We start from the raw sequence: 18,739 nt of genomic DNA, 5'->3' as shown, positions 1-18,739 counted from the left end.
GGGGGGGGGGGGGGGGGGGGGGGGGGCGTGCTGATTAAAAGAATTGATAAAACAATGGGTTTGAGTGTAATTTGTGCCATTTTGGTTTCTCGTCGCATTTCAAAAGTTTGTTATTATATAACATTACATTTTTTATATCATAAGATTTTGAGAAAACCCGGGGCATAGGCAAAAGTTTTTCAAATGACACGGTTGCGGCATCGGGCGGTGTCCATTTGTATCCGCCGTCATTCGGGGGAGCGGTTGATGTTGATGCGGATTCCGCTGTGTTTGCCCACTATGTTCGGCTGCGGGATAACCAAAATTTATGAGTGCATAAAAACGGCACGTTCCCGAACGGTCGAAAAGGTGGCAAAATGGCGTACTCGTCAGAACGCGAGGCTCTGCGCCAGATTCACGAGGGCGCATCGGGCACGCTAAGATATAAGGGGGTATGGATGGGGATATCGGAAATGCAGTTAATAATAAACAAATTATAAATCAATAGGTTAATTACAAAATGCTTTTGTTTATCGACAATTACGACAGTTTTACTTACAACATCGTCCAGTATTTCGCTGAATTGGGACAGGAAGTTGCCGTGCGCCGCAACGATGATATTACATTGGAAGAAATCGAAGCCTTAAAGCCGCAATATCTTGTAATCGGCCCCGGCCCGTGTTCGCCCAAAGAAGCGGGGATTTCCGTGGCGGCGATGCGCCATTTCGCCGGCCGGCTGCCGATTATGGGCGTGTGCCTCGGGCATCAGACGATAGGCGAGGCGTTCGGCGGCAGGATAGTCCGCGCCAAAACGCTGATGCACGGCAAGGTGTCGCCCGTGTCCCATTCGGGCAAGGGGATGTTTAAGGGTTTGCCCAATCCGGTTACCTGTACGCGTTATCACAGCCTCGTTATCGAACGCGGCACGCTGCCCGAATGTTTGGAAATCACGGCATGGACGGAAGACGGCGAGATTATGGGCGTGCGCCATAAGGAATATGCCGTTGAGGGCGTGCAGTTCCACCCCGAAGCCCTCTTGACCGAACACGGACATGATATGTTGAACAATTTTTTAATCGAATTTCAAAACTTCAAACCGCAAAAAATCTGACGCGATGCCGTCTGAAGCCCTTCAGACGGCATTTTCGTCCGAATATTGAACGGAGGACAAAAAAATGATTACACCGCAACAGGCCATCGAACGATTAATCAGCAATAATGAGTTGTTTTACGATGAAATGACCGACTTGATGCGTCAGATTATGAGCGGACAGGTTCCGCCGGAGCAGATAGCGGCCATCTTGACAGGATTGCGTATCAAGGTTGAAACCGTTTCCGAAATTACCGCCGCCGCCGCCGTCATGCGCGAGTTTGCGGCAAAAGTGCCGCTGGAGGATGCGGAGGGGCTGGTCGATATCGTCGGTACGGGCGGGGATGGCGCGAAAACCTTCAATATTTCGACGACTTCGATGTTTGTTGCCGCAGCGGCAGGCGCGAAGGTTGCCAAACACGGAGGCCGGTCGGTCTCTTCCTCCAGCGGTGCGGCTGACGTGATGGAGCAAATGGGCGCAAACCTCAACCTGACTCCCGAACAGATTGCCCAAAGTATCAGGCAGACCGGCATCGGGTTTATGTTCGCGCCCAATCACCACAGCGCTATGCGGTATGTCGCCCAGGTACGACGTTCGCTCGGTTTCCGAAGTATTTTCAATATATTGGGCCCATTGACCAATCCTGCGGGCGCGCCGAACCAGCTTTTGGGTGTGTTCCATACCGATTTGTGCGGCATTTTGTCGCGGGTCTTGCAACAACTCGGTTCAAAACACGTTTTGGTCGTTTGCGGGGAGGGCGGTTTGGATGAAATTACATTAACCGGCAAAACGCGCGTTGCCGAACTCAAAGACGGAAAAATCAGCGAATACGACATCCGCCCCGAAGATTTCGGTATCGAAACCCGCCGCAATTTGGATGAAATCAAAGTTGCCAATACTCAGGAATCTTTGTTGAAAATGAACGAGGTACTGGATGGGAAAGAAGGGGCTGCGCGCGATATCGTACTGCTCAACACCGCCGCCGCCCTGTATGCCGGAAATATCGCGGCTTCGCTTTCAGACGGCATATTTGCCGCACGGGAAGCCATTGATTCAGGCAGGGCGAAGGCGAAAAAAGAGGAGTTTGTCGGTTTTACGCGGCAATTTGCCTAAGCAGTCAAACTTGATATAAAGCAACAAATGCCGTCTGAAAGGCTTCAGACGGCATTTGTGTTTCAGGGTTAAAAGAATGGAGAGGGCAATTTATTTATATAAAAACTTTTGGGGCTGTAAAGGAGCAAAGATTGCAGTTGCAACGTGTGGTAGAGTATGGCAAAAGTCAAAACATTACAGTCAAAATTACGGAGATCGAAATAAATGACTTTCAATCAAGAACAAGATTATTGGGCTGGCTATAAGGCAAATGAAAGAGCCTTGATTATTCAAACATGGTCAGGATTTGGGCGATATGCTCCAGACCACCTATATCCCCCCCCATATCCTTCCATTGGATACCGACAATGAAACTTTAGGCACGACGGTCTTGCAAGCATTGGCGAACAGCAGGACGTTAGACAACGAAGCTGAACGTATTGATTTTTTAAAACAGGAAAATTTTAAACCACGCTATGAGGATTGGGTTGCCAAGCTATGCGGGAACTTGGGCTATAAAACCAGACGCGCCCTATTTAAAAACATGATGAGCGTGGATATTTGGCTGCACAACGACCGCTTGAAAATCAGCCCGAGCCGCCATGTCAAGCCGGAAGCGTGGGATGCCATTGATGCAGACGATGTAATTTTATCATTGGATAACAGCCCTGAAGAAATCGGAGCAGGTTTAAGGTTGGCATTGAGCCGCTGCCGATAATATTTGATAAAAGGTCGTCTGAAAGCAGGGAATTGGTTTCATTAGATAATAAATATAGGAGTAAATAAAAATGGCAATTTGGAATTATCGGTACTACCTCATACCATCAGCTGCTATCAGAAATAAATTTAATGCAAATAAAGATATCATACTTGATGAGTATCGATCTAATGGTTTTCAGAATTTTAATGAGAATAAAAGTTTTGAAAATTACTTTATCGATAATGATGTTATATTATTATCAATAATAAATGAAGCAAAGAAACAGCTTAAATTGAAAGAGTCTTGGGATAAAGACGCAATCATGTTTTGTGATAATTTTGGTAATAGTCTTACCGTTTGGCCAGATGATATAGAGTGTGAACTTGATTTAAGATTTGATTATACTAAATTTATTCAGAAAACCATTGATTGGGCAATAAAATATAATTGTCTACTTGTAATAGAAAAAACAGGAAATGTAGTTTCCCCTAATATAAATAATCTAATGTATGAAATAAAAGCATATTTGGAAAGCAAGCCGTGGCCCATATGAAACCTAAACTCAACAAGTAGCATGTGTGCGGAATGCGCACGCATGCGGTTCTCAGGGTTTAAGCCAAAAGGTCGTCTGAAACAACAAAAAATACGTTTTCAGACGACCTTTAGCAATCAGACAAAAGCAACCTACATCACCTTATATATTGAAACTGTCCAATCAACCGTAGTTCGGCAAATATACCGAAGCCCTCAAGCGCGAAGTTGAAAAACGCGAAGGCAGAAAAATCAGCAGCCAAGAAGCGGCAATGAGAATCCGCAGGCAGATACTGCGTTGGGTGGACAAAGGTTCCCAAGACGGCTATACCGACCAAAGCGTCATATCCCTTATCGGAATGAAAGGCAAAGACAAAGCCTTGGGTTATACTTGGGACTACCGCGACTACGGCACAAGAAATCCGCAAGCCTATAATGATCCGAAACTGTTTGAGGAATACCGCCGACAGGACAAACCCGAATACCGCAACCTGACCTGGCTGCACAGCGGGACGAAAGACACCAAAATCAGGCAGGAAGAGCGGAAAAACGAAGAGTTTGCACTGAACGTTGCCGACATCCTAACGACGGGCTTGGCCATAACGAACCCGAACCCGAGGGTAAATGCAGCGGTTCGTGCAGGCATCCGTAACCTGAAAACTATCAAGCCGACCGTTACCGGCAGCGATCCCTTATTAGCGGGTGCGGGGAATATCCGTATCCCTGCAAACGGCAATGTTGCGAAGGGGGACAGGATTCCGGATACGGCATTGGCGTCGAAGAATCATTCGGGAAATAATTTAAGGCCACATAAAGAATCAAGCACAGGATCATCTGTACCTGTTCCATCTGAAACCACAGTAACTTTTAGAAAGGGTAAAGATAGCTATGAATTAAAATATCAATCTAACGAAAAACACTCATTAGGACACGGTGGGAAAAGACCTGGACATGAAGCATCATTAGAACCTAAAAATTCTTTAGAATTATTTCAACAGTCAATTTCCGTTAAAGACGGTATGAGAGTTACTTTTGATAAATCAACTGGTGAAGTACATCAATTTTTTTCAGGTACTGGCAATAACAGAAATTTGTATCACTGGGCAGGAACCTTAAACAGGAATAGAATTGATAAACTTAATATCCAATTGCGTAGGAAATTGGGTATTCCTGGAAAATAAATTTTATTCAAGGAGTATACTAAATGATTTTTGGGAATCCATATAAATTTGCAATTTGGATTGAGGAGATAGATGAATGGAGTTCAGAAAATTTTTCTGAAGGAGTTTTTACATTTTTTGTAAATGGAGACATGATTCCTCAAGAACTACCAAATACATCTACTTTTTTACCAAATTCTTTGCGTAGTATACAACAGTTTATTTCAATGATTGATGATCTAGAGTGTCCTAATTTATTTAACTTAGACTATTGTAATGCATATATTTTTTTAAACGATGCCGTTCATTATCGTAATTTGAAATTATCAGAAGAAGAATCTTATTTATATTGGAAATACTGTATAACAGAATATATTGACAACCCTGAAGAAAAAGACAATATTTGGTATTTATCTGATAAGTATAATGAAAAATTGTTATATTTAAATAATAATATTATTAAGGAATCAGTGTTTAAAAAAGGATATATAAAAAATATTATGGAAAAATTAATGATGAAGTATGATTATATTTTAAATGATAATTGATGAAATTTATATCGCATAAAATCTATGTTTAAGGATGCATCAGGAACGTGTTATTTAATATCTTCTAGAGCTAGTAGAACTATAAAGCCAACAGAAAGTAAGTATGATGCTCATCATATTCAGCCATTAGAAAATAATGGTGGTAATATTTGGCAAAACATTACTCCAGCCAAGTATCCTGAACAGCATCAAGGCGGTATTCATCGGGCAGATGGACCATTAAGAAATCTTCAAAAACATTTGGATAGATAAATAGATAATATGTTTGAACGAATAAAAAATTCTTCTATTATTGTGAATAATTTCAATGAGTATTCATTATGCCAAGAGAAAAATCTATTTTTTAAATTACCAGATAGTGATTTTCTAGAGTTAGAAAAGCATATCCAAATCCCATATGATTTATTCTGCTTTTGGAAAGAAATTGGTTATGGTTTTCTTACTGTAAATGAAAGCGGAAGTATTCGCTCAGAGTCCGATAATCGAATTATGGATCCTTTATCCATTTTAGATATATTAATTGGGGAGTCAGAACAAGTTTCTTCTAATTTTATTATTGAGCCATATCAAGTACCATTTTTCGAAAGATTTAGTGAATATTTTATTTGTTTTGATAGGAGAAATTTAAATAAGCCTAAACAACCTGTCTATTGGATATGGGATATGGAAAATCCGTTAGCTGATTCAATAGAGAGTTTTATTTATAAGTTATTTGAAAGTCCTGATTTTTTAAATGAAATTTAGTAAGTTGTAGTAAGCGTAGGTTGGATTTAAGACCTAACTAAATTAAAAAGATCATCTGAAATCAGCAAGCCGTAGCCCATATGAAACCTGAACTCAACAAGTAGCATATGTGCGGAACGCATGTATGCGATTCTCAAGGTTTGAACTAAGAGGCCGTCTGAAAACCGTAAACCCGTTTCAGATGACCTTTATTTAACGTTACCGAGCCAGCGGGTTACAAAGTGCAGTCAATGCCGCTGCACCCTATGCCTCCGAAGCCATAGGCAAGACATTTGGACACGGTAAAAACAAAAACGAAATCGTCCAAACTGTCGGACACTTCCTTTTAATAGCTTGGATTTTAAGTAAATGCCGTCTGAAAAGTTTCAGACGGCATCGGTTTTTAAAAAGGCTTACGCGCCGTAAACGGGGTATTTGTCGCAGAGGGCGGCAATCTGTTTGCGGACGTTTTCCAGATTCGCTTCGTCGTCGGGATTTGCCAATACGTCGGCAACCAAGTTCGCCAATACGCGCGCGTCGGCTTCGTTGAATCCGCGCGTGGTCATCGCGGCGGAGCCGATGCGAATGCCGGAGGTAACGAACGGTTTTTCCGGATCATTCGGGATGGCGTTTTTGTTGACAGTGATGTGCGCTTTGCCCAAAGCGGCTTCGGCGGCTTTGCCGGTGATTTTCATCGGTTGCAGGTCAACGAGGAAAACGTGGCTTTCGGTGCGACCGGAAACGATGCGCAAACCGCGTTTAACCAATTCTTCCGCCATGGCGGCAGCATTGATTTTCACTTGTTTCGCGTATTGTTTGAACTCGGGTTGCAGGGCTTCTTTGAACGCAACGGCTTTGGCGGCGATAACGTGCATCAAAGGACCGCCTTGCAGGCTTGGGAAGATGGCGGAGTTTAATGCTTTTTCGTGCGTGTTGTCGCGGCACAGAATCACACCGCCGCGAGGGCCGCGCAGGGTTTTGTGGGTGGTGGTGGTTACGAAGTCGCAGAATGGCACGGGGTTAGGATATTCGCCACCGGCAATCAGACCGGCGTAATGCGCCATATCGACAAAGAGGTATGCGCCGACTTTGTCGGCGATTTCGCGGAATTTCGCCCAGTCGATTTGCAAAGCGTAGGCAGACGCGCCGGCAACGATCATTTTGGGTTTGTGTTCGAGCGCGAGGCGTTCGACTTCGGCATAATCGAGCACTTCGTTTTCATCCAAACCATAAGTAATGGCGTTGTAGAGTTTGCCGGAAATATTAACGCTCGCGCCGTGGGTCAGGTGTCCGCCGTGTGCCAGAGACATACCCAAAATGGTGTCGCTCGGTTTCAAAACAGAAGCGTACACAGCTTGGTTGGCTTGGGAACCGGAGTGCGGTTGGACGTTGGCGTATTGCGCGCCGAACAGTTCTTTTACGCGGTCAATTGCTAATTGTTCGACAATATCGACGTATTCGCAGCCGCCATAGTAGCGTTTGCCGGGATAGCCTTCGGCGTATTTGTTGGTCAATTGCGAACCTTGTGCCTCCATCACGGCGCAACTGACGTAGTTTTCGGATGCAATCAGTTCGACGTGGTCTTGCTGCCGGCGGTCTTCTTGGGCAATGGCGGCCGCCAGTTCGGGATCATATTGGGTGATGGTTACGCTTTTTGAAAACATCTCTTGATTCCTTTGTGTGGTCAGGGTTAATTATTGAAAATTTATGCGTAAAGCGGAGGATTGTCAACGATTTTGTCAGACGGTGGGGCGGTTTTCTGCGGGCGGTGTTGCCGTGTGTAACAAAACACTGGATAAAAATATTATCTTTGTTATAATTAATGTAAAGATTCAGTTTGACTTTTTAACCGTAAACCAAGAGAGGAAAGCGATATGTTCCCAGAATACCGTGATTTGATTTCCAAATTGAAACAGGAAGATTCCCACTTCGCCCGTCTGTTCGACGAACACAACGAGCTGGACGATAAAATTACCGGTCTGGTCAACAATCCGGTTACCAGCGGCGCGGAAAACATCGATGAGCTGAAAAAAGCCAAATTGAAACTGAAAGACGAGTTGTACGCCATTCTGCAAAAAGCAGCGGGCAAATAATTCGGGTTTGAGTTTTTGAAATGCCGTCTGAAAAGTTTTCAGACGGCATTTTTTCCGTCCGGAAAGGAGGTTTTCTATCTTTTTAAGGCTGTGTACGAAATATCGGCGGCAGCGTCGGATGCGCGCTGCCGCCCTTCTTTATCGGTCAGGCAGCCTGTTTATTTTGAATGCAGGCGGTCGAGGTAATCCACTTCTTCGCGGCTGCCCATAATGACGGCGACGCGCTGGTGCAGGCTTTCGGGCTGTATGTCGAGCATGGTCTGATATGCGTTGCTTGCCGATGCGCCCGCCTGTTCGAGTATCAGGCTCATAGGGTTGGCTTCGTACATCAGGCGCAGTTTTCCGGGTTTGGCGGGGTCGCGTTTGTCTTGCGGATACATGAACACGCCGCCGCGCATCAGGATGCGGTGGATTTCGGCAACCATACTGGCTACCCAGCGCATATTGTAGTTTTTGCCGCGCGTATCGGTTTCGCCTGCCAAGAGTTCGTCGATGTATTGTTGGACGGGGGGCAGCCAGTGGCGGCGGTTGGACATATTGATGGCGAATTCTTTGGTACTTTCGGGTACTTTCGGGTTTTCTTTGGTCAGCACAAATTCGTTTTCGGCATTGAGCGTGAACATATATACGCCGTGTCCGAATGTGAATACGAGCTGGGTTTGAGGCCCGTAAAGAACGTAACCAGCGGCAAGCTGCTGTCTGCCCGTTTGAAGGAATGATTCGGTTGCCAATGCGCCTTCGGGTTTTTCAAGGATGGAGAAAATCGTACCGACGGAAATGTTGACATCAATATTGGACGATCCGTCTAAAGGGTCGAATAGGACGAGATAGCGTCCGTTTTCACCAGCACTCACGAAAGTGTCTTCTTCCTCGCTTGCCAAACCGGCAACGGCAGGGTTGGCTTTGAGTGTGTCAATCATAATGTTGTTGGCGATAACGTCTAATTTTTTCTGGTCTTCGCCCTGAATATTGCCCGTGCCCGCCATACCCAATACGCCGGCAAGTGCGCCGAGGCGGACTTTGGCGTTGATTTCGGTGCAGGCGGAAACGACGGACAGTAAAACGCTGCCGAGTGATTCGGGCAGTTGGTTTTGTTGTAGGTGTTCGGGGAGGAATCGGGTCAGTGTGTCCATAGTTTGCTCGTTTCGGAAAGGTTTGTGCCGTCTGAAAGGCGGCAGGTTGCTGCGGGGCGTTCCTTTGGCGCGTTCCGCCAGATATCGCATGGGATTGTAGTGGAAAAAAACGGCGCGGGGCAAGTCGGAACGCGGCAGGCGGATGAGGGGATATTTATTCTTATAGTGGATTAAATTTAAACCAGTACAGCGTTGCCTCGCCTTAGCTCAAAGAGAACGATTCTCTAAGGTGCTGAAGCACCAAGTGAATCGGTTCCGTACTATTTTTGTACTGTCTGCGGCTTCGTCGCCTTGTCCTGATTTTTGTTAATCCACTATAAAAGTGTCGGCTGCCGGTCTATCGTCCGGTTTTGTTTGTTTGACGGGAGATGCCGTCTGAAGGGTTTCAGACGGCATCGGGGTCAGCGGATTTTGCTGTCCAACAGGTAGCGCGCGCCTTCGTCTTGCGCCAGCAGCCGCGTCAGGACGGGGAGGTTTGTCGCCAATTGTTCCGCCAACAGATAGGGCGGATTGATGACGAACATTCCGCTGCCGTGCATACCGAAACCGTCAGTTTTCGGCGCGTGGACGTGCAGTTCGGCGTAAAGGTGGTTGTCGGGAACGAGTTTTTTCAATTCTTCGGGCAGCTTGCGGCTTTCTTCGCGGCTGAGGCAGGGATACCAGATGAGATAACAGCCGGACTCAAACCGTTTTAAAGCGGCTTTCAGCGTTTCCGTTACACGCCGGTAGTCCTGTTTTTCCTCGTAAGGCGGGTCGATGAGGACGGCGGCGCGGCGCGGCGGGGGCGGCAGCAGGGAAATCAGCCCTTTGTAACCGTCTTCGCGCAACACTTGTCCGCGTTTGCCCAATCCCGCTTCGCCCATATTGTTTTGCAGATGGACAAAATCGGCGGGGTGCAGCTCGAACAGGCGCAATTTGTCGCCGACGCGGGTCAGCGATTGCGCCAGCCACGGAGAACCGCAGTAAAGTTCGGGCGAGGGTAGGATTTTTTGTATGTGCGCGGCAAAGTCAGAGAGTTCGGCAGGCAGGTCTTGCGCCTGTCGGAGCAGGGCGATGCCTTGCCGGTATTCGCCGACTTTCTGCGCCTCGCTGCCTTCGAGATTGTACAAACCCGCGCCGCCGTGCGTATCGATATACCAGTAGGGCTTGTCTTTGCGGTTGAAATATTGCAGCACTAAAAACAAGGTGAAGTGTTTGAGCATATCGGCGTGGTTGCCGGCGTGGAATGCGTGTCTGTAACTGAGCATGGTATGAAAGCCGTTTGTGCGGAAATGCCGTCTGAACGCGGGAACATGGTTTCAGACGGCATGACGTAATGGAAAACAAATGCCGAATCAGCGTTTTTCGCCGATTTTGCCTTCTTTGCCTTTAAGCAGGTTGCTGATATTGCTTTTGTGGCGGAACAACACCAGCAGGGCGATAAGGAGCGTCGCCCAAATCCAAGAAGGATGGGGCATAAAAAACAGCGCGGCGACTGGTGCGGCGGTTGTGGCGACCAGCGCGGCAAGGGAGGACACCTTGAAGCCGAATGCCATAACAAGCCAAATCAACGCGCAGACCAAGGCAGTTGCGGGAGAGAGTGCCAGAAGCACGCCCAATGCCGTTGCCACGCCTTTGCCGCCCTTAAATCCGAAAAACACCGGCCACATATGCCCGACCAGTGCGGCGAGTGCGACGGCAGCGATTGCGCTGTCGGATAAACCGAGCGGTTCTTGAAGCACGCGTGCAAGCAAAACGGCAACCAAACCTTTGGCGGCATCGCCCAAGAGCGTCAGCGCGGCTGCCTTTTTTTTGCCGCTGCGTAAAACATTGGTCGCGCCGGGATTGCCCGATCCGTAGGTGCGCGGGTCGTCCATCCCGTAATATTTGGAAACGATGACGGCGAAAGACAGTGAACCGATTAAATAGGAAACGGCAACAGCCGGTATGTTGAACATTTGCGGTACTTTACTTAGAATGGTGCGGTTATTTTAGCAAAAAACGGGGCGGATTATGGATAAAATCTTTTTGCACGGCATGAAGGCGGATACGCTTATCGGCGTGTACGGCTGGGAACGCGAACGGTTGCAGACCCTGATTGTCGATTTGGACATCGGCGTTCCCGAGAAAGCGGGTTCGGACGACGATATTGCCAATACGGTGCATTATGCCGAGGTATGCGAAACGTTGCGCCGACATCTGAAAGAACAGGATTTCCTGCTTTTGGAAGCGTTGGCGGAATATATTGCCGATTTGGTTTTGGGATATTTCGGCGCGGTGTGGGTGCGCGTAAAAATCGTCAAGCCGGGTATTTTGGAAGGCGTGCGCGAGGTTGGGGTGGAAATCGAGCGCGGCAAGCGTGAAGATTGAACGGCAGAATAGGAAACGGAAAGGAGATATGAAGTGGATTTGAGGGAAGTAAAATTAGGCGGCGAAACCATTTACGAGGGCGGTTTCGTCAGCATCAGCAAGGATAAGGTCAGGCTGCCCAACGGCAATGAAGGGCAGCGCATTGTCATCCGGCATCCGGGTGCGGCGTGCGTGTTGGCGGTAACGGATGATGAAAAGGTCGTTTTGGTGCGGCAGTGGCGTTATGCGGCAAATCAGGCGACATTGGAACTTCCTGCGGGCAAGCTGGATGTGGCAGGCGAGGATATGGCAGCGTGTGCGCTGAGAGAATTGGCGGAGGAAACACCTTATGTTGCCGACAGCGTGCGCCTGCTGTACAGCTTTTATACGGCGGTCGGTTTTTGCAACGAAAAAATGTATCTGTTCGAGGCGGAAGGCGTGCGTTTGGGCAGTACGCTTGCCAATGACGAAGACGAGATTACGGAAACCGTGCTGATGTCGAAAGATGAAGTCTGTCAGGCATTGGCAAATGATGAAATTAAAGACGGCAAGACATTAATCGGTTTGCAATACTGGCTGATGAAGGATTGACAGGATGTTGGAACCGCCCGCCGGATTGGATCGGCGGGCGGTTTGTTTGGCGGATGGGGCAGGACTTTCCGGTTCCGGCTTTGGGAAACAAGGGTTCGGACTGCCATCGGTCTTATCCTTTAAAGTAATTCGTGCTTTAGTAATAAGAGGGAAAAGGGTATGATAATTACCCAAACGAACATGATAATTTTTAAGAATAGTTAATAATGAATATCTTTGTTACTGATTTTTCTTACAGGTTTATTAGTTTATTGGTTCTGTCTTATATACCGTCAATTCATTCATCGGATGATGATATTGATTTTGGCAAAAGGGTTATGATGATTACTTTTTTTGCATTTTTAGACGCAGCAATAGAGCGTTTTTTTTAAGAAAAAGCCTTGGTAGGTTTATCCTCTCAAGGCTTTTTCTTTGTTATAGTGGATTAACAAAAACCAGTACGGCGTTGCCTCACCTTGCCGTACTATTTGTACTGTCTGCGGCTTCGTCGCCTTGTCCTGATTTTTGTTAATCCACTATACAGACCTAAAAGCTCAATTTGAATTTGAGAACGGTAATTGGCACAGGCAGTATTTAAACAAGCGAAGCCAATTTATAGATTATGTCAAAACCAAAGGAAGCAATTTTTTGCGGTTATTTGACTGCCGTCCCTATCTTCAGCCCGAGCCAAGTCAGCAGCAGCGAACCTACCGTGTGCAGGAAAATATTGGCAAGTGCCGAAGCGGGACGATTCGATTGGAGCAGGGTTACGGTTTCCAGCGAAAATCCGGAAAGCGTGGTCAGGCTGCCGAGGAAACCGGTAATCAGCAGCAGCTTCCATTGCGGATGGCTGACGGTTTCGGCAAAGATGCCGATGAGCAGCGCGCCCGTCCAGTTGGCAAACAGGTTGCCTGTGGCAGGCGACAACGACGCGGGAACGGCGAGGTTGAGCAGCCAACGCGCCGTTGCACCGAGTGCCGCACCGACGGAGAGGGGGAGGATGTTGGAAAGCATGGTTTTGTCTGCTTATGCCGTCTGAAGGTTACCGCCATATGCCGCGGTCGGACTTCAGATAGCGGTTGTCGTCGAAAGTGTTGATCCAATGGGGCTTCAGTGCAACAAATATGGCAGTTGAAATGCCGCTGAGGAAGGCTTCCGCCCACGCCAGCAGAATAAAGACGGGCAGGGCGGTCGTCCATAATATTTCGGACGGAAAAGCGTTTGCGGCATCCAAAATACCGGTCAGCACCAGCCCAGTCAGCAGAATGCCGGCGGCGGAAGCGAGAAAGCCGTTGACGAAAATAAAGACAAAAATATTGGGCGGCAGGCGGTTGACCAGCAGACGAGACAGGCGGTTGACGGCAAGTGCGGGCAAAATCAGAACCAATACGTTTGCAGGATACGCACCGGAAGAGCCGGCAAACAGCAGGCAGTATGGAAGCATTAGAATCGAGGCAAGCCAAAGGGCGGCAGAGGTATCCACCATCAGAGCGACCAGGTTGACGGCGAGCAGGTGATAGCTCATTTGGGCAAGTTGTCCGCCTCCGGCAGCGGTGTTCAAACTCCATGCCGCAGAAAAAATAACGATACAGAGCGGTACGGCGGAACGGTAGCGGACAAGCGAACGGTATGCGGACGATCCGGAAGCTGCCAATAGGAGGATGAGTGCAATCCATGAAGCCCCCAGCAGCATATCTGAAAACCAGACTGTTTGGAAAATCATGCCAATACCGTAAAGATGAATAAGAGGTTATCTATTATAGTGCTGCCTGCGGCAAACAGAAAGCTGTAATGATTTTGACCGAATTGTCGGCCAGGTTGTTTTGTTTGTAATGGAAACACGTTAAAATATACCTATTTAATCGTTTGCTTTGCGGGAAACGGCATATGTTTTGGATAGTTCTGATCATTATTTTGTTGCTTGCTATTGCGGGTTTGTTTTTTATCCGAGCACAATCCGAACGGGAATGGGTGCGTGAAGTTTCTGAATGGCAGGAAAATAAAGGGGAGCAACAGGCGGAATTACCTGAAATCCAAGACAGGATGCCTAATTTTCTCGAGCTTGGCCTGATGATTTTTCATGCGGTCAAAGCGGCGGTATGCTGGCTTTCCGTTAATATTGTCCGTTTTTGCCGGAATTATCTGGCGCACGAATCCGAACCGGACAGGCCCGTTCCGCCTGCTTCCGCAAACCGTGAGGATGCTCCGACCGCATCCGACGGGTATTCAGACAGCGGAAACGGGAAGGAAGAGGCGGAAACGGAAGCAGCAGAAGCAGAAACAGAAACTGCGGAGGAAGAGGCTGCCGATACGGAAGACATTGCAACCGCCGTAATCGACAACCGCCGCATCCCATTCGACCGGAGTATTGCTGAATGGTTGATGCCGTCTGAAAGCGAAACTTCGCCCGTCCGTCCGGTTTTTAAAGAAATCACTTTGGAAGAAGCAACGCGTGCTTTAAACAGCGCGGCTTTAAGGGAAACGAAAAAACGCTATATCGATGCATTTGAGAAAAACGAAACAGCCGTCCCCAAAGTCCGCGTGTCCGATACCCCGATGGAAGGGCTGCAGATTATCGGTTTGGACGACCCTGTGCTTCAACGCACGTATTCCCGTATGTTCGATGCGGACAAAGAAGCGTTTTCCGAGTCTGCGGATTACGGATTTGAACCGTATTTTGAGAAGCAGCATCCGTCTGCCTTTTCTGCGGTCAAAGCCGAAAATGCACGGAATGCGCCGTTCCACCGTCATGCAGGGCAGGGGAAAGGGCAGGCGGAGGCAAAATCCCCGGATGTTTCCCAAGGGCAGTCCGTTTCAGACGGCACGGCCGTCCGCGATGCCCGCCGCCGCGTTTCCGTCAATTTGAAAGAACCGAACAAGGCAACGGTTTCTGCGGAGGCGCGGATTTCGCGCCTGATTCCGGAAAGTCAGACGGTTGTCGGGAAACGGGATGTCGAAATGCCGTCTGAAACCGAAAATGTTTTCACGGAAACTGTTTCGTCTGTGGGATACGGGGGACCGGTTTATGATGAAGCTGCCGATATCTATATTGAAGAGCCTGCTGCGCCGGATGCGTGGGTGGTCGAACCACCCGAAATGCCGAAAGTTTTCACGCCCGAAATCGATATTCTGCCGCCGCCGCCCGTATCGGAAATCTATAACCGTACCTATGAACCGCCGGCAGGATTCGAGCAGGCACAACGCAGCCGCATTGCTGAAACCGACCATCTTGCCGATGATGTTTTGAATGGAGGTTGGCAAGAGGAAACTGACGCTATTGCGGATGACGGCAGTGAGGGTGTGGCAGAGCGGTCAAGCGGGCAATATTTGTCCGATGACGGAGCGTTCGGGCATGACAGTCGGGCGGTTTGTCCGTTTGAAGATGTGCCGTCTGAACGCCCGTCCCGCCGGGCATCGGATACGGAAGCGGATGAAGAGGCGTTCCAATCGGAAGAAACCGGTGCGGCATCCGAACACCTGCCGACGACCGACCTGCTTTTACCGCCGCTGTTTGATCCTGGAGCAACCCAGACGGAAGAGGAGCTGCTTGAAAACAGCATTACCATTGAAGAAAAACTGGCTGAGTTCAGGGTTAAGGTTAAAGTTGTCGATTCATATTCCGGCCCTGTCATTACACGTTATGAAATCGAGCCGGATGTCGGCGTACGCGGTAATTCCGTTCTGAATCTGGAAAAAGATTTGGCGCGTTCGCTCGGTGTTGCGTCTATTCGCGTTGTCGAAACCATACCCGGCAAAACCTGCATGGGCTTGGAGCTGCCCAATCCTAAGCGGCAAATGATACGTCTGAGCGAAATTTTCAATTCGCCCGCATTTGCAGAATCCAAATCCAAGCTGACGCTTGCCCTCGGTCAGGACATTACCGGCCAGCCCGTCGTTACCGACTTAGGCAAAGCACCGCATTTGTTGGTTGCAGGTACCACCGGATCGGGTAAATCGGTAGGTGTCAACGCGATGATTCTGTCCATGCTCTTTAAGGCTACGCCTGAAGACGTGCGTATGATTATGATTGATCCGAAAATGCTTGAATTGAGCATTTACGAAGGTATCCCTCACCTGCTTGCCCCTGTCGTTACCGATATGAAGCTGGCGGCAAACGCGCTGAACTGGTGTGTTAACGAAATGGAAAAACGCTACCGCCTGATGAGCTTTATGGGCGTGCGTAATCTTGCGGGCTTCAACCAAAAAATCGCCGAAGCCGCAGCAAGGGGGGAGAAAATTGCCAACCCGTTCAGCCTCACGCCCGACGATCCCGAACCTTTGGAAAAACTGCCGTTTATCGTGGTCGTGGTCGATGAGTTTGCCGATTTGATGATGACGGCAGGCAAGAAAATCGAAGAACTGATTGCCCGCCTCGCCCAGAAAGCCCGCGCGGCAGGCATCCATCTGATTCTTGCCACACAACGCCCCAGCGTCGATGTGATTACAGGGTTGATTAAGGCGAACATCCCGACGCGTATCGCGTTCCAAGTGTCCAGCAAAATCGACAGCCGCACGATTCTCGACCAAATGGGCGCGGAAAACCTGCTCGGTCAGGGAGATATGCTGTTCCTGCCGCCGGGTACGGCTTACCCGCAACGCGTTCACGGCGCGTTTGCCTCGGATGAAGAGGTGCACCGCGTGGTCGAATATCTGAAGCAGTTTGGCGAGCCGGACTATGTTGACGATATTTTGAGCGGAGGCGGCAGCGAAGAGCTGCCCGGCATCGGGCGCAGCGGCGACGGCGAAGCCGATCCGATGTACGACGAGGCCGTATCCGTTGTCCTGAAAACGCGCAAAGCCAGCATTTCGGGCGTACAGCGCGCCTTGCGTATCGGCTACAACCGCGCCGCGCGTCTGATTGACCAGATGGAGGCGGAAGGCATTGTGTCCGCACCGGAACACAACGGCAACCGTACGATTCTCGTCCCCTTGGACAATGCTTGATTTTTTGCAAATGGAAATGCCGTCTGAAGACTGTTTCAGACGGCATTTTTATAGTGGATTAACAAAAATCAGGACAAGGCGACGAAGCCGCAGACAGTACAAATAGTACGGAACCGATTCACTTGGTGCTTCAGCACCTTAGAGAATCGTTCTCTTTGAGCTAAGGCGAGGTAACGCCGTACTGGTTTTTGTTAATCCACTATACAGACGTTTGAATTCGGATTATTCCCTAACCTGTCCCGTGCCTTGTACGATGTATTTGTAACTCGTCAGCTCTTTCAAACCCATCGGGCCCCGGGCGTGGAGTTTCTGCGTGGAGATGCCTATTTCGCAACCCAAGCCGAATTCGCCGCCGTCGGTAAAGCGCGTGGACGCGTTGACATACACGGCGGCAGAATCGACGTGCGAGGTGAAATAATCCGCAGCGTGGCGGTTTTCGGTAACGATTCCGTCTGAATGGTGCGTGCCGTGCGTTTCGATGTGCCCGACCGCCTCTTCGACCGAAGCGACGGTTTTTACGGCGAGGATGTAGTCTAAAAACTCGGTGTCGAAATCGTCTGCACCCGCCGCTTCGCCGCCGATATGCCGAGCCGCCTGAGGATCCAAACGGAAGCGGACGGGCGGCAGTCCGGCTTCTATACGGTTGCGAACCAACAGACGTTCGAGCTTGGGCAGGAAGTCGGCAGCAATGTCTTCATGCACCAGCAGCACTTCCATCGAGTTGCACACGGACGGGCGGCCGGTTTTGGCGTTGCGGACAATGCGGATTGCCTTTTCTAAGTCCGCATCTTTATCGACGTAGATGTGGACAATGCCCGTTCCCGTTTCAATGACCGGCACGACGGCATTTTCAACCACCGCCCGTATCAGCCCCGCCCCGCCGCGCGGAATCAGCAGGTCTAGATAATCTTTCGCCCTCATCATTTCGTAACTGCCCTCACGCCCTGTGTCTTCAATCAACTGGAGCGCGTCGGGGTCGATGCGGGTTTGCGCCAACCCCGTTTTCAGGGCGGCAACGATGGCGCGTGCGGATTGGAATGCATTTTTGCCGCTGCGGAGTACGACCGCGCTGCCGCTTTTCAGTGCCAAAGCCGCCGCATCGGACGTAACGTTCGGGCGGCTTTCGTAAATAATGCCGATAACGCCCATCGCCACGCGCTTTTTGACGATTTCCAAGCCGTTGGGCAAAGTCGAGGTTTCCAGTATTTCGCCCACGGGGTCGGGCAGCGCGGCAACTGCCCTAATGCCGTCCGCCATCGCGCAAATGCGTTTGCCGTCCAACAAAAGGCGGTCGGTCATGCTTTCGGGAATTTTGCCTGCCGCCGCTTCCAAATCCAAACGATTTGCCGCCAAAATATCTTCCGTCGCCGCTTCCAGACTGTCCGCCATAGCAAGCAGCGCGCGGTTTTTTTCTGCCGTATCCGCCGTGTTGGCGGATTTTTTTGCCGCTTTGGCAAGGGCAAGCTGTTTTTGTGTGTTTGACATGGGTTTCCTTTTCTAAAATTCGGTCAGAAGCAGGCGTATTTCGGGCGTGATGGAAATCCAGTCGTCCCGATGGATGAACACGCCTTTCGCCTTACGCGATTTGAGCAGGTCTTCGGCGGCGGCGGAGCCGAAAAGGACGCGCCCTTTACCTAAGGGCTGTTTGGTTGCCTTGCTGTACACAGTTACGGTGTCCATACGGGAAAAATGCCCTTCGATTCCGGCAATACCCGACATCAGCAGGCTCTTTCTCTGTTCGGACAAAGCGCTGATGAATCCCCTAATGATTTTGGTAAAAATCATTAAGTTAAGGTGGATACACATCTTGTCATATGATCAAATGGTTTCGCGAAAAATCAATAATC

At 49.1% G+C, this 18,739-nt stretch carries 20 protein-coding genes and 1 pseudogene; 13 read left to right on the top strand and 8 right to left on the bottom strand.

Features of this window, described 5'->3' with window-relative positions; genetic code table 11:
- Nucleotides 1-499: 499 nt before the first annotated feature.
- The 8 genes and pseudogenes from Q3O06_RS04965 (at nt 500) to Q3O06_RS04930 (ending at nt 5,845) form a co-directional block, all read left to right on the top strand.
- Nucleotides 500-1,090 (top strand): aminodeoxychorismate/anthranilate synthase component II, encoded by a 591-nt coding sequence (locus tag Q3O06_RS04965; protein ID WP_301817951.1) that lies wholly within the window; start codon nt 500-502, stop codon nt 1,088-1,090.
- Nucleotides 1,091-1,154: 64 nt separating this feature from the next.
- Nucleotides 1,155-2,183 (top strand): anthranilate phosphoribosyltransferase, encoded by a 1,029-nt coding sequence (gene trpD, locus Q3O06_RS04960; protein WP_301817950.1) that lies wholly within the window; start codon nt 1,155-1,157, stop codon nt 2,181-2,183.
- A 204-nt stretch (nt 2,184-2,387) separates the two neighbouring features.
- Nucleotides 2,388-2,880 (top strand): annotated as a pseudogene (locus tag Q3O06_RS04955) (contact-dependent growth inhibition system immunity protein).
- A gap of 70 nt (nt 2,881-2,950) precedes the next feature.
- On the top strand, nt 2,951-3,415 hold the full coding sequence (locus Q3O06_RS04950) for a hypothetical protein (RefSeq protein WP_002217740.1): 465 nt from the start codon (nt 2,951-2,953) through the stop codon (nt 3,413-3,415).
- Nucleotides 3,416-3,665: 250 nt separating this feature from the next.
- Nucleotides 3,666-4,574: a hypothetical protein gene (locus tag Q3O06_RS04945; RefSeq protein WP_301817949.1), complete on the top strand. Its 909-nt coding sequence runs from the start codon at nt 3,666-3,668 to the stop codon at nt 4,572-4,574.
- A gap of 23 nt (nt 4,575-4,597) precedes the next feature.
- On the top strand, nt 4,598-5,101 hold the full coding sequence (locus tag Q3O06_RS04940) for an immunity 42 family protein (RefSeq protein WP_107769505.1): 504 nt from the start codon (nt 4,598-4,600) through the stop codon (nt 5,099-5,101).
- Nucleotides 5,102-5,125: 24 nt separating this feature from the next.
- The gene (locus tag Q3O06_RS04935) at nt 5,126-5,353 is read left to right on the top strand and encodes a hypothetical protein (protein ID WP_301817948.1); all 228 of its coding nucleotides are present in this window, start codon (nt 5,126-5,128) and stop codon (nt 5,351-5,353) included.
- A 9-nt stretch (nt 5,354-5,362) separates the two neighbouring features.
- Nucleotides 5,363-5,845 carry a hypothetical protein gene (locus Q3O06_RS04930; RefSeq protein WP_301817947.1) on the top strand — a complete coding sequence of 161 codons (483 nt, stop codon included), beginning with the start codon at nt 5,363-5,365 and terminating at the stop codon, nt 5,843-5,845.
- A gap of 392 nt (nt 5,846-6,237) precedes the next feature.
- Here the strand turns inward: Q3O06_RS04930 and glyA are convergent, their stop codons facing one another.
- Nucleotides 6,238-7,488 carry a serine hydroxymethyltransferase gene (glyA, locus tag Q3O06_RS04925; RefSeq protein WP_301817946.1) on the bottom strand — a complete coding sequence of 417 codons (1,251 nt, stop codon included), beginning with the start codon at nt 7,486-7,488 and terminating at the stop codon, nt 6,238-6,240.
- A 210-nt stretch (nt 7,489-7,698) separates the two neighbouring features.
- Between glyA and Q3O06_RS04920 the strand changes: the two genes are divergently transcribed.
- Nucleotides 7,699-7,917: an HP1242/YdcH family protein gene (locus Q3O06_RS04920; protein ID WP_003754814.1), complete on the top strand. Its 219-nt coding sequence runs from the start codon at nt 7,699-7,701 to the stop codon at nt 7,915-7,917.
- Between the two features lie 158 nt (nt 7,918-8,075).
- Here Q3O06_RS04920 and Q3O06_RS04915 read toward each other — a convergent pair whose 3' ends face one another.
- On the bottom strand, nt 8,076-9,050 hold the full coding sequence (locus tag Q3O06_RS04915; protein WP_301817945.1) for a class 1 fructose-bisphosphatase: 975 nt from the start codon (nt 9,048-9,050) through the stop codon (nt 8,076-8,078).
- A gap of 24 nt (nt 9,051-9,074) precedes the next feature.
- On the opposite strand from Q3O06_RS04915, the gene Q3O06_RS04910 reads away from it, so the two are divergent.
- Nucleotides 9,075-9,224: a hypothetical protein gene (locus Q3O06_RS04910; RefSeq protein ID WP_301817944.1), complete on the top strand. Its 150-nt coding sequence runs from the start codon at nt 9,075-9,077 to the stop codon at nt 9,222-9,224.
- Nucleotides 9,225-9,451: 227 nt separating this feature from the next.
- On the opposite strand, the gene Q3O06_RS04905 is transcribed toward Q3O06_RS04910, so the two are convergent.
- Complete coding sequence (locus tag Q3O06_RS04905) at nt 9,452-10,297, bottom strand: 23S rRNA (adenine(2030)-N(6))-methyltransferase RlmJ (RefSeq protein ID WP_301817943.1); 846 nt, start codon at nt 10,295-10,297, stop codon at nt 9,452-9,454.
- An 87-nt stretch (nt 10,298-10,384) separates the two neighbouring features.
- On the bottom strand, nt 10,385-10,987 hold the full coding sequence (plsY, locus tag Q3O06_RS04900) for a glycerol-3-phosphate 1-O-acyltransferase PlsY (protein WP_301817942.1): 603 nt from the start codon (nt 10,985-10,987) through the stop codon (nt 10,385-10,387).
- Between the two features lie 55 nt (nt 10,988-11,042).
- Here plsY and folB point away from each other — a divergent pair, with 55 nt between their 5' ends.
- Complete coding sequence (gene folB / locus Q3O06_RS04895; protein ID WP_002221051.1) at nt 11,043-11,399, top strand: dihydroneopterin aldolase; 357 nt, start codon at nt 11,043-11,045, stop codon at nt 11,397-11,399.
- A gap of 33 nt (nt 11,400-11,432) precedes the next feature.
- Nucleotides 11,433-11,969 carry an NUDIX hydrolase gene (locus tag Q3O06_RS04890; protein WP_301817941.1) on the top strand — a complete coding sequence of 179 codons (537 nt, stop codon included), beginning with the start codon at nt 11,433-11,435 and terminating at the stop codon, nt 11,967-11,969.
- Nucleotides 11,970-12,602: 633 nt separating this feature from the next.
- Here the strand turns inward: Q3O06_RS04890 and Q3O06_RS04885 are convergent.
- Nucleotides 12,603-12,962 (bottom strand): fluoride efflux transporter CrcB, encoded by a 360-nt coding sequence (locus Q3O06_RS04885; RefSeq protein WP_301817940.1) that lies wholly within the window; start codon nt 12,960-12,962, stop codon nt 12,603-12,605.
- A 28-nt stretch (nt 12,963-12,990) separates the two neighbouring features.
- Entirely contained in the window at nt 12,991-13,671 is a 681-nt protein-coding gene (locus tag Q3O06_RS04880) for an energy-coupling factor ABC transporter permease (protein ID WP_301817939.1), read from the bottom strand.
- 164 nt (nt 13,672-13,835) lie between these two features.
- Between Q3O06_RS04880 and Q3O06_RS04875 the strand changes: the two genes are divergently transcribed.
- Nucleotides 13,836-16,892 carry a DNA translocase FtsK gene (locus Q3O06_RS04875; protein WP_301817938.1) on the top strand — a complete coding sequence of 1,019 codons (3,057 nt, stop codon included), beginning with the start codon at nt 13,836-13,838 and terminating at the stop codon, nt 16,890-16,892.
- A gap of 222 nt (nt 16,893-17,114) precedes the next feature.
- Here Q3O06_RS04875 and Q3O06_RS04870 read toward each other — a convergent pair whose 3' ends face one another.
- A complete protein-coding gene (locus tag Q3O06_RS04870) occupies nt 17,115-18,377 on the bottom strand; it encodes a glutamate-5-semialdehyde dehydrogenase (RefSeq protein WP_301817937.1) in 1,263 nt (420 codons plus the stop codon).
- A 12-nt stretch (nt 18,378-18,389) separates the two neighbouring features.
- Nucleotides 18,390-18,647 carry a PUA domain-containing protein gene (locus tag Q3O06_RS04865; protein ID WP_301817952.1) on the bottom strand — a complete coding sequence of 86 codons (258 nt, stop codon included), beginning with the start codon at nt 18,645-18,647 and terminating at the stop codon, nt 18,390-18,392.
- Nucleotides 18,648-18,739 lie beyond the last annotated feature (92 nt).

It is taken from the genome of Neisseria maigaei (assembly GCF_958267405.1).
Classification (GTDB): Bacteria; Pseudomonadota; Gammaproteobacteria; order Burkholderiales; family Neisseriaceae; genus Neisseria; species Neisseria bergeri.
This window is presented reverse-complemented; position numbering and strand designations above follow the sequence as displayed.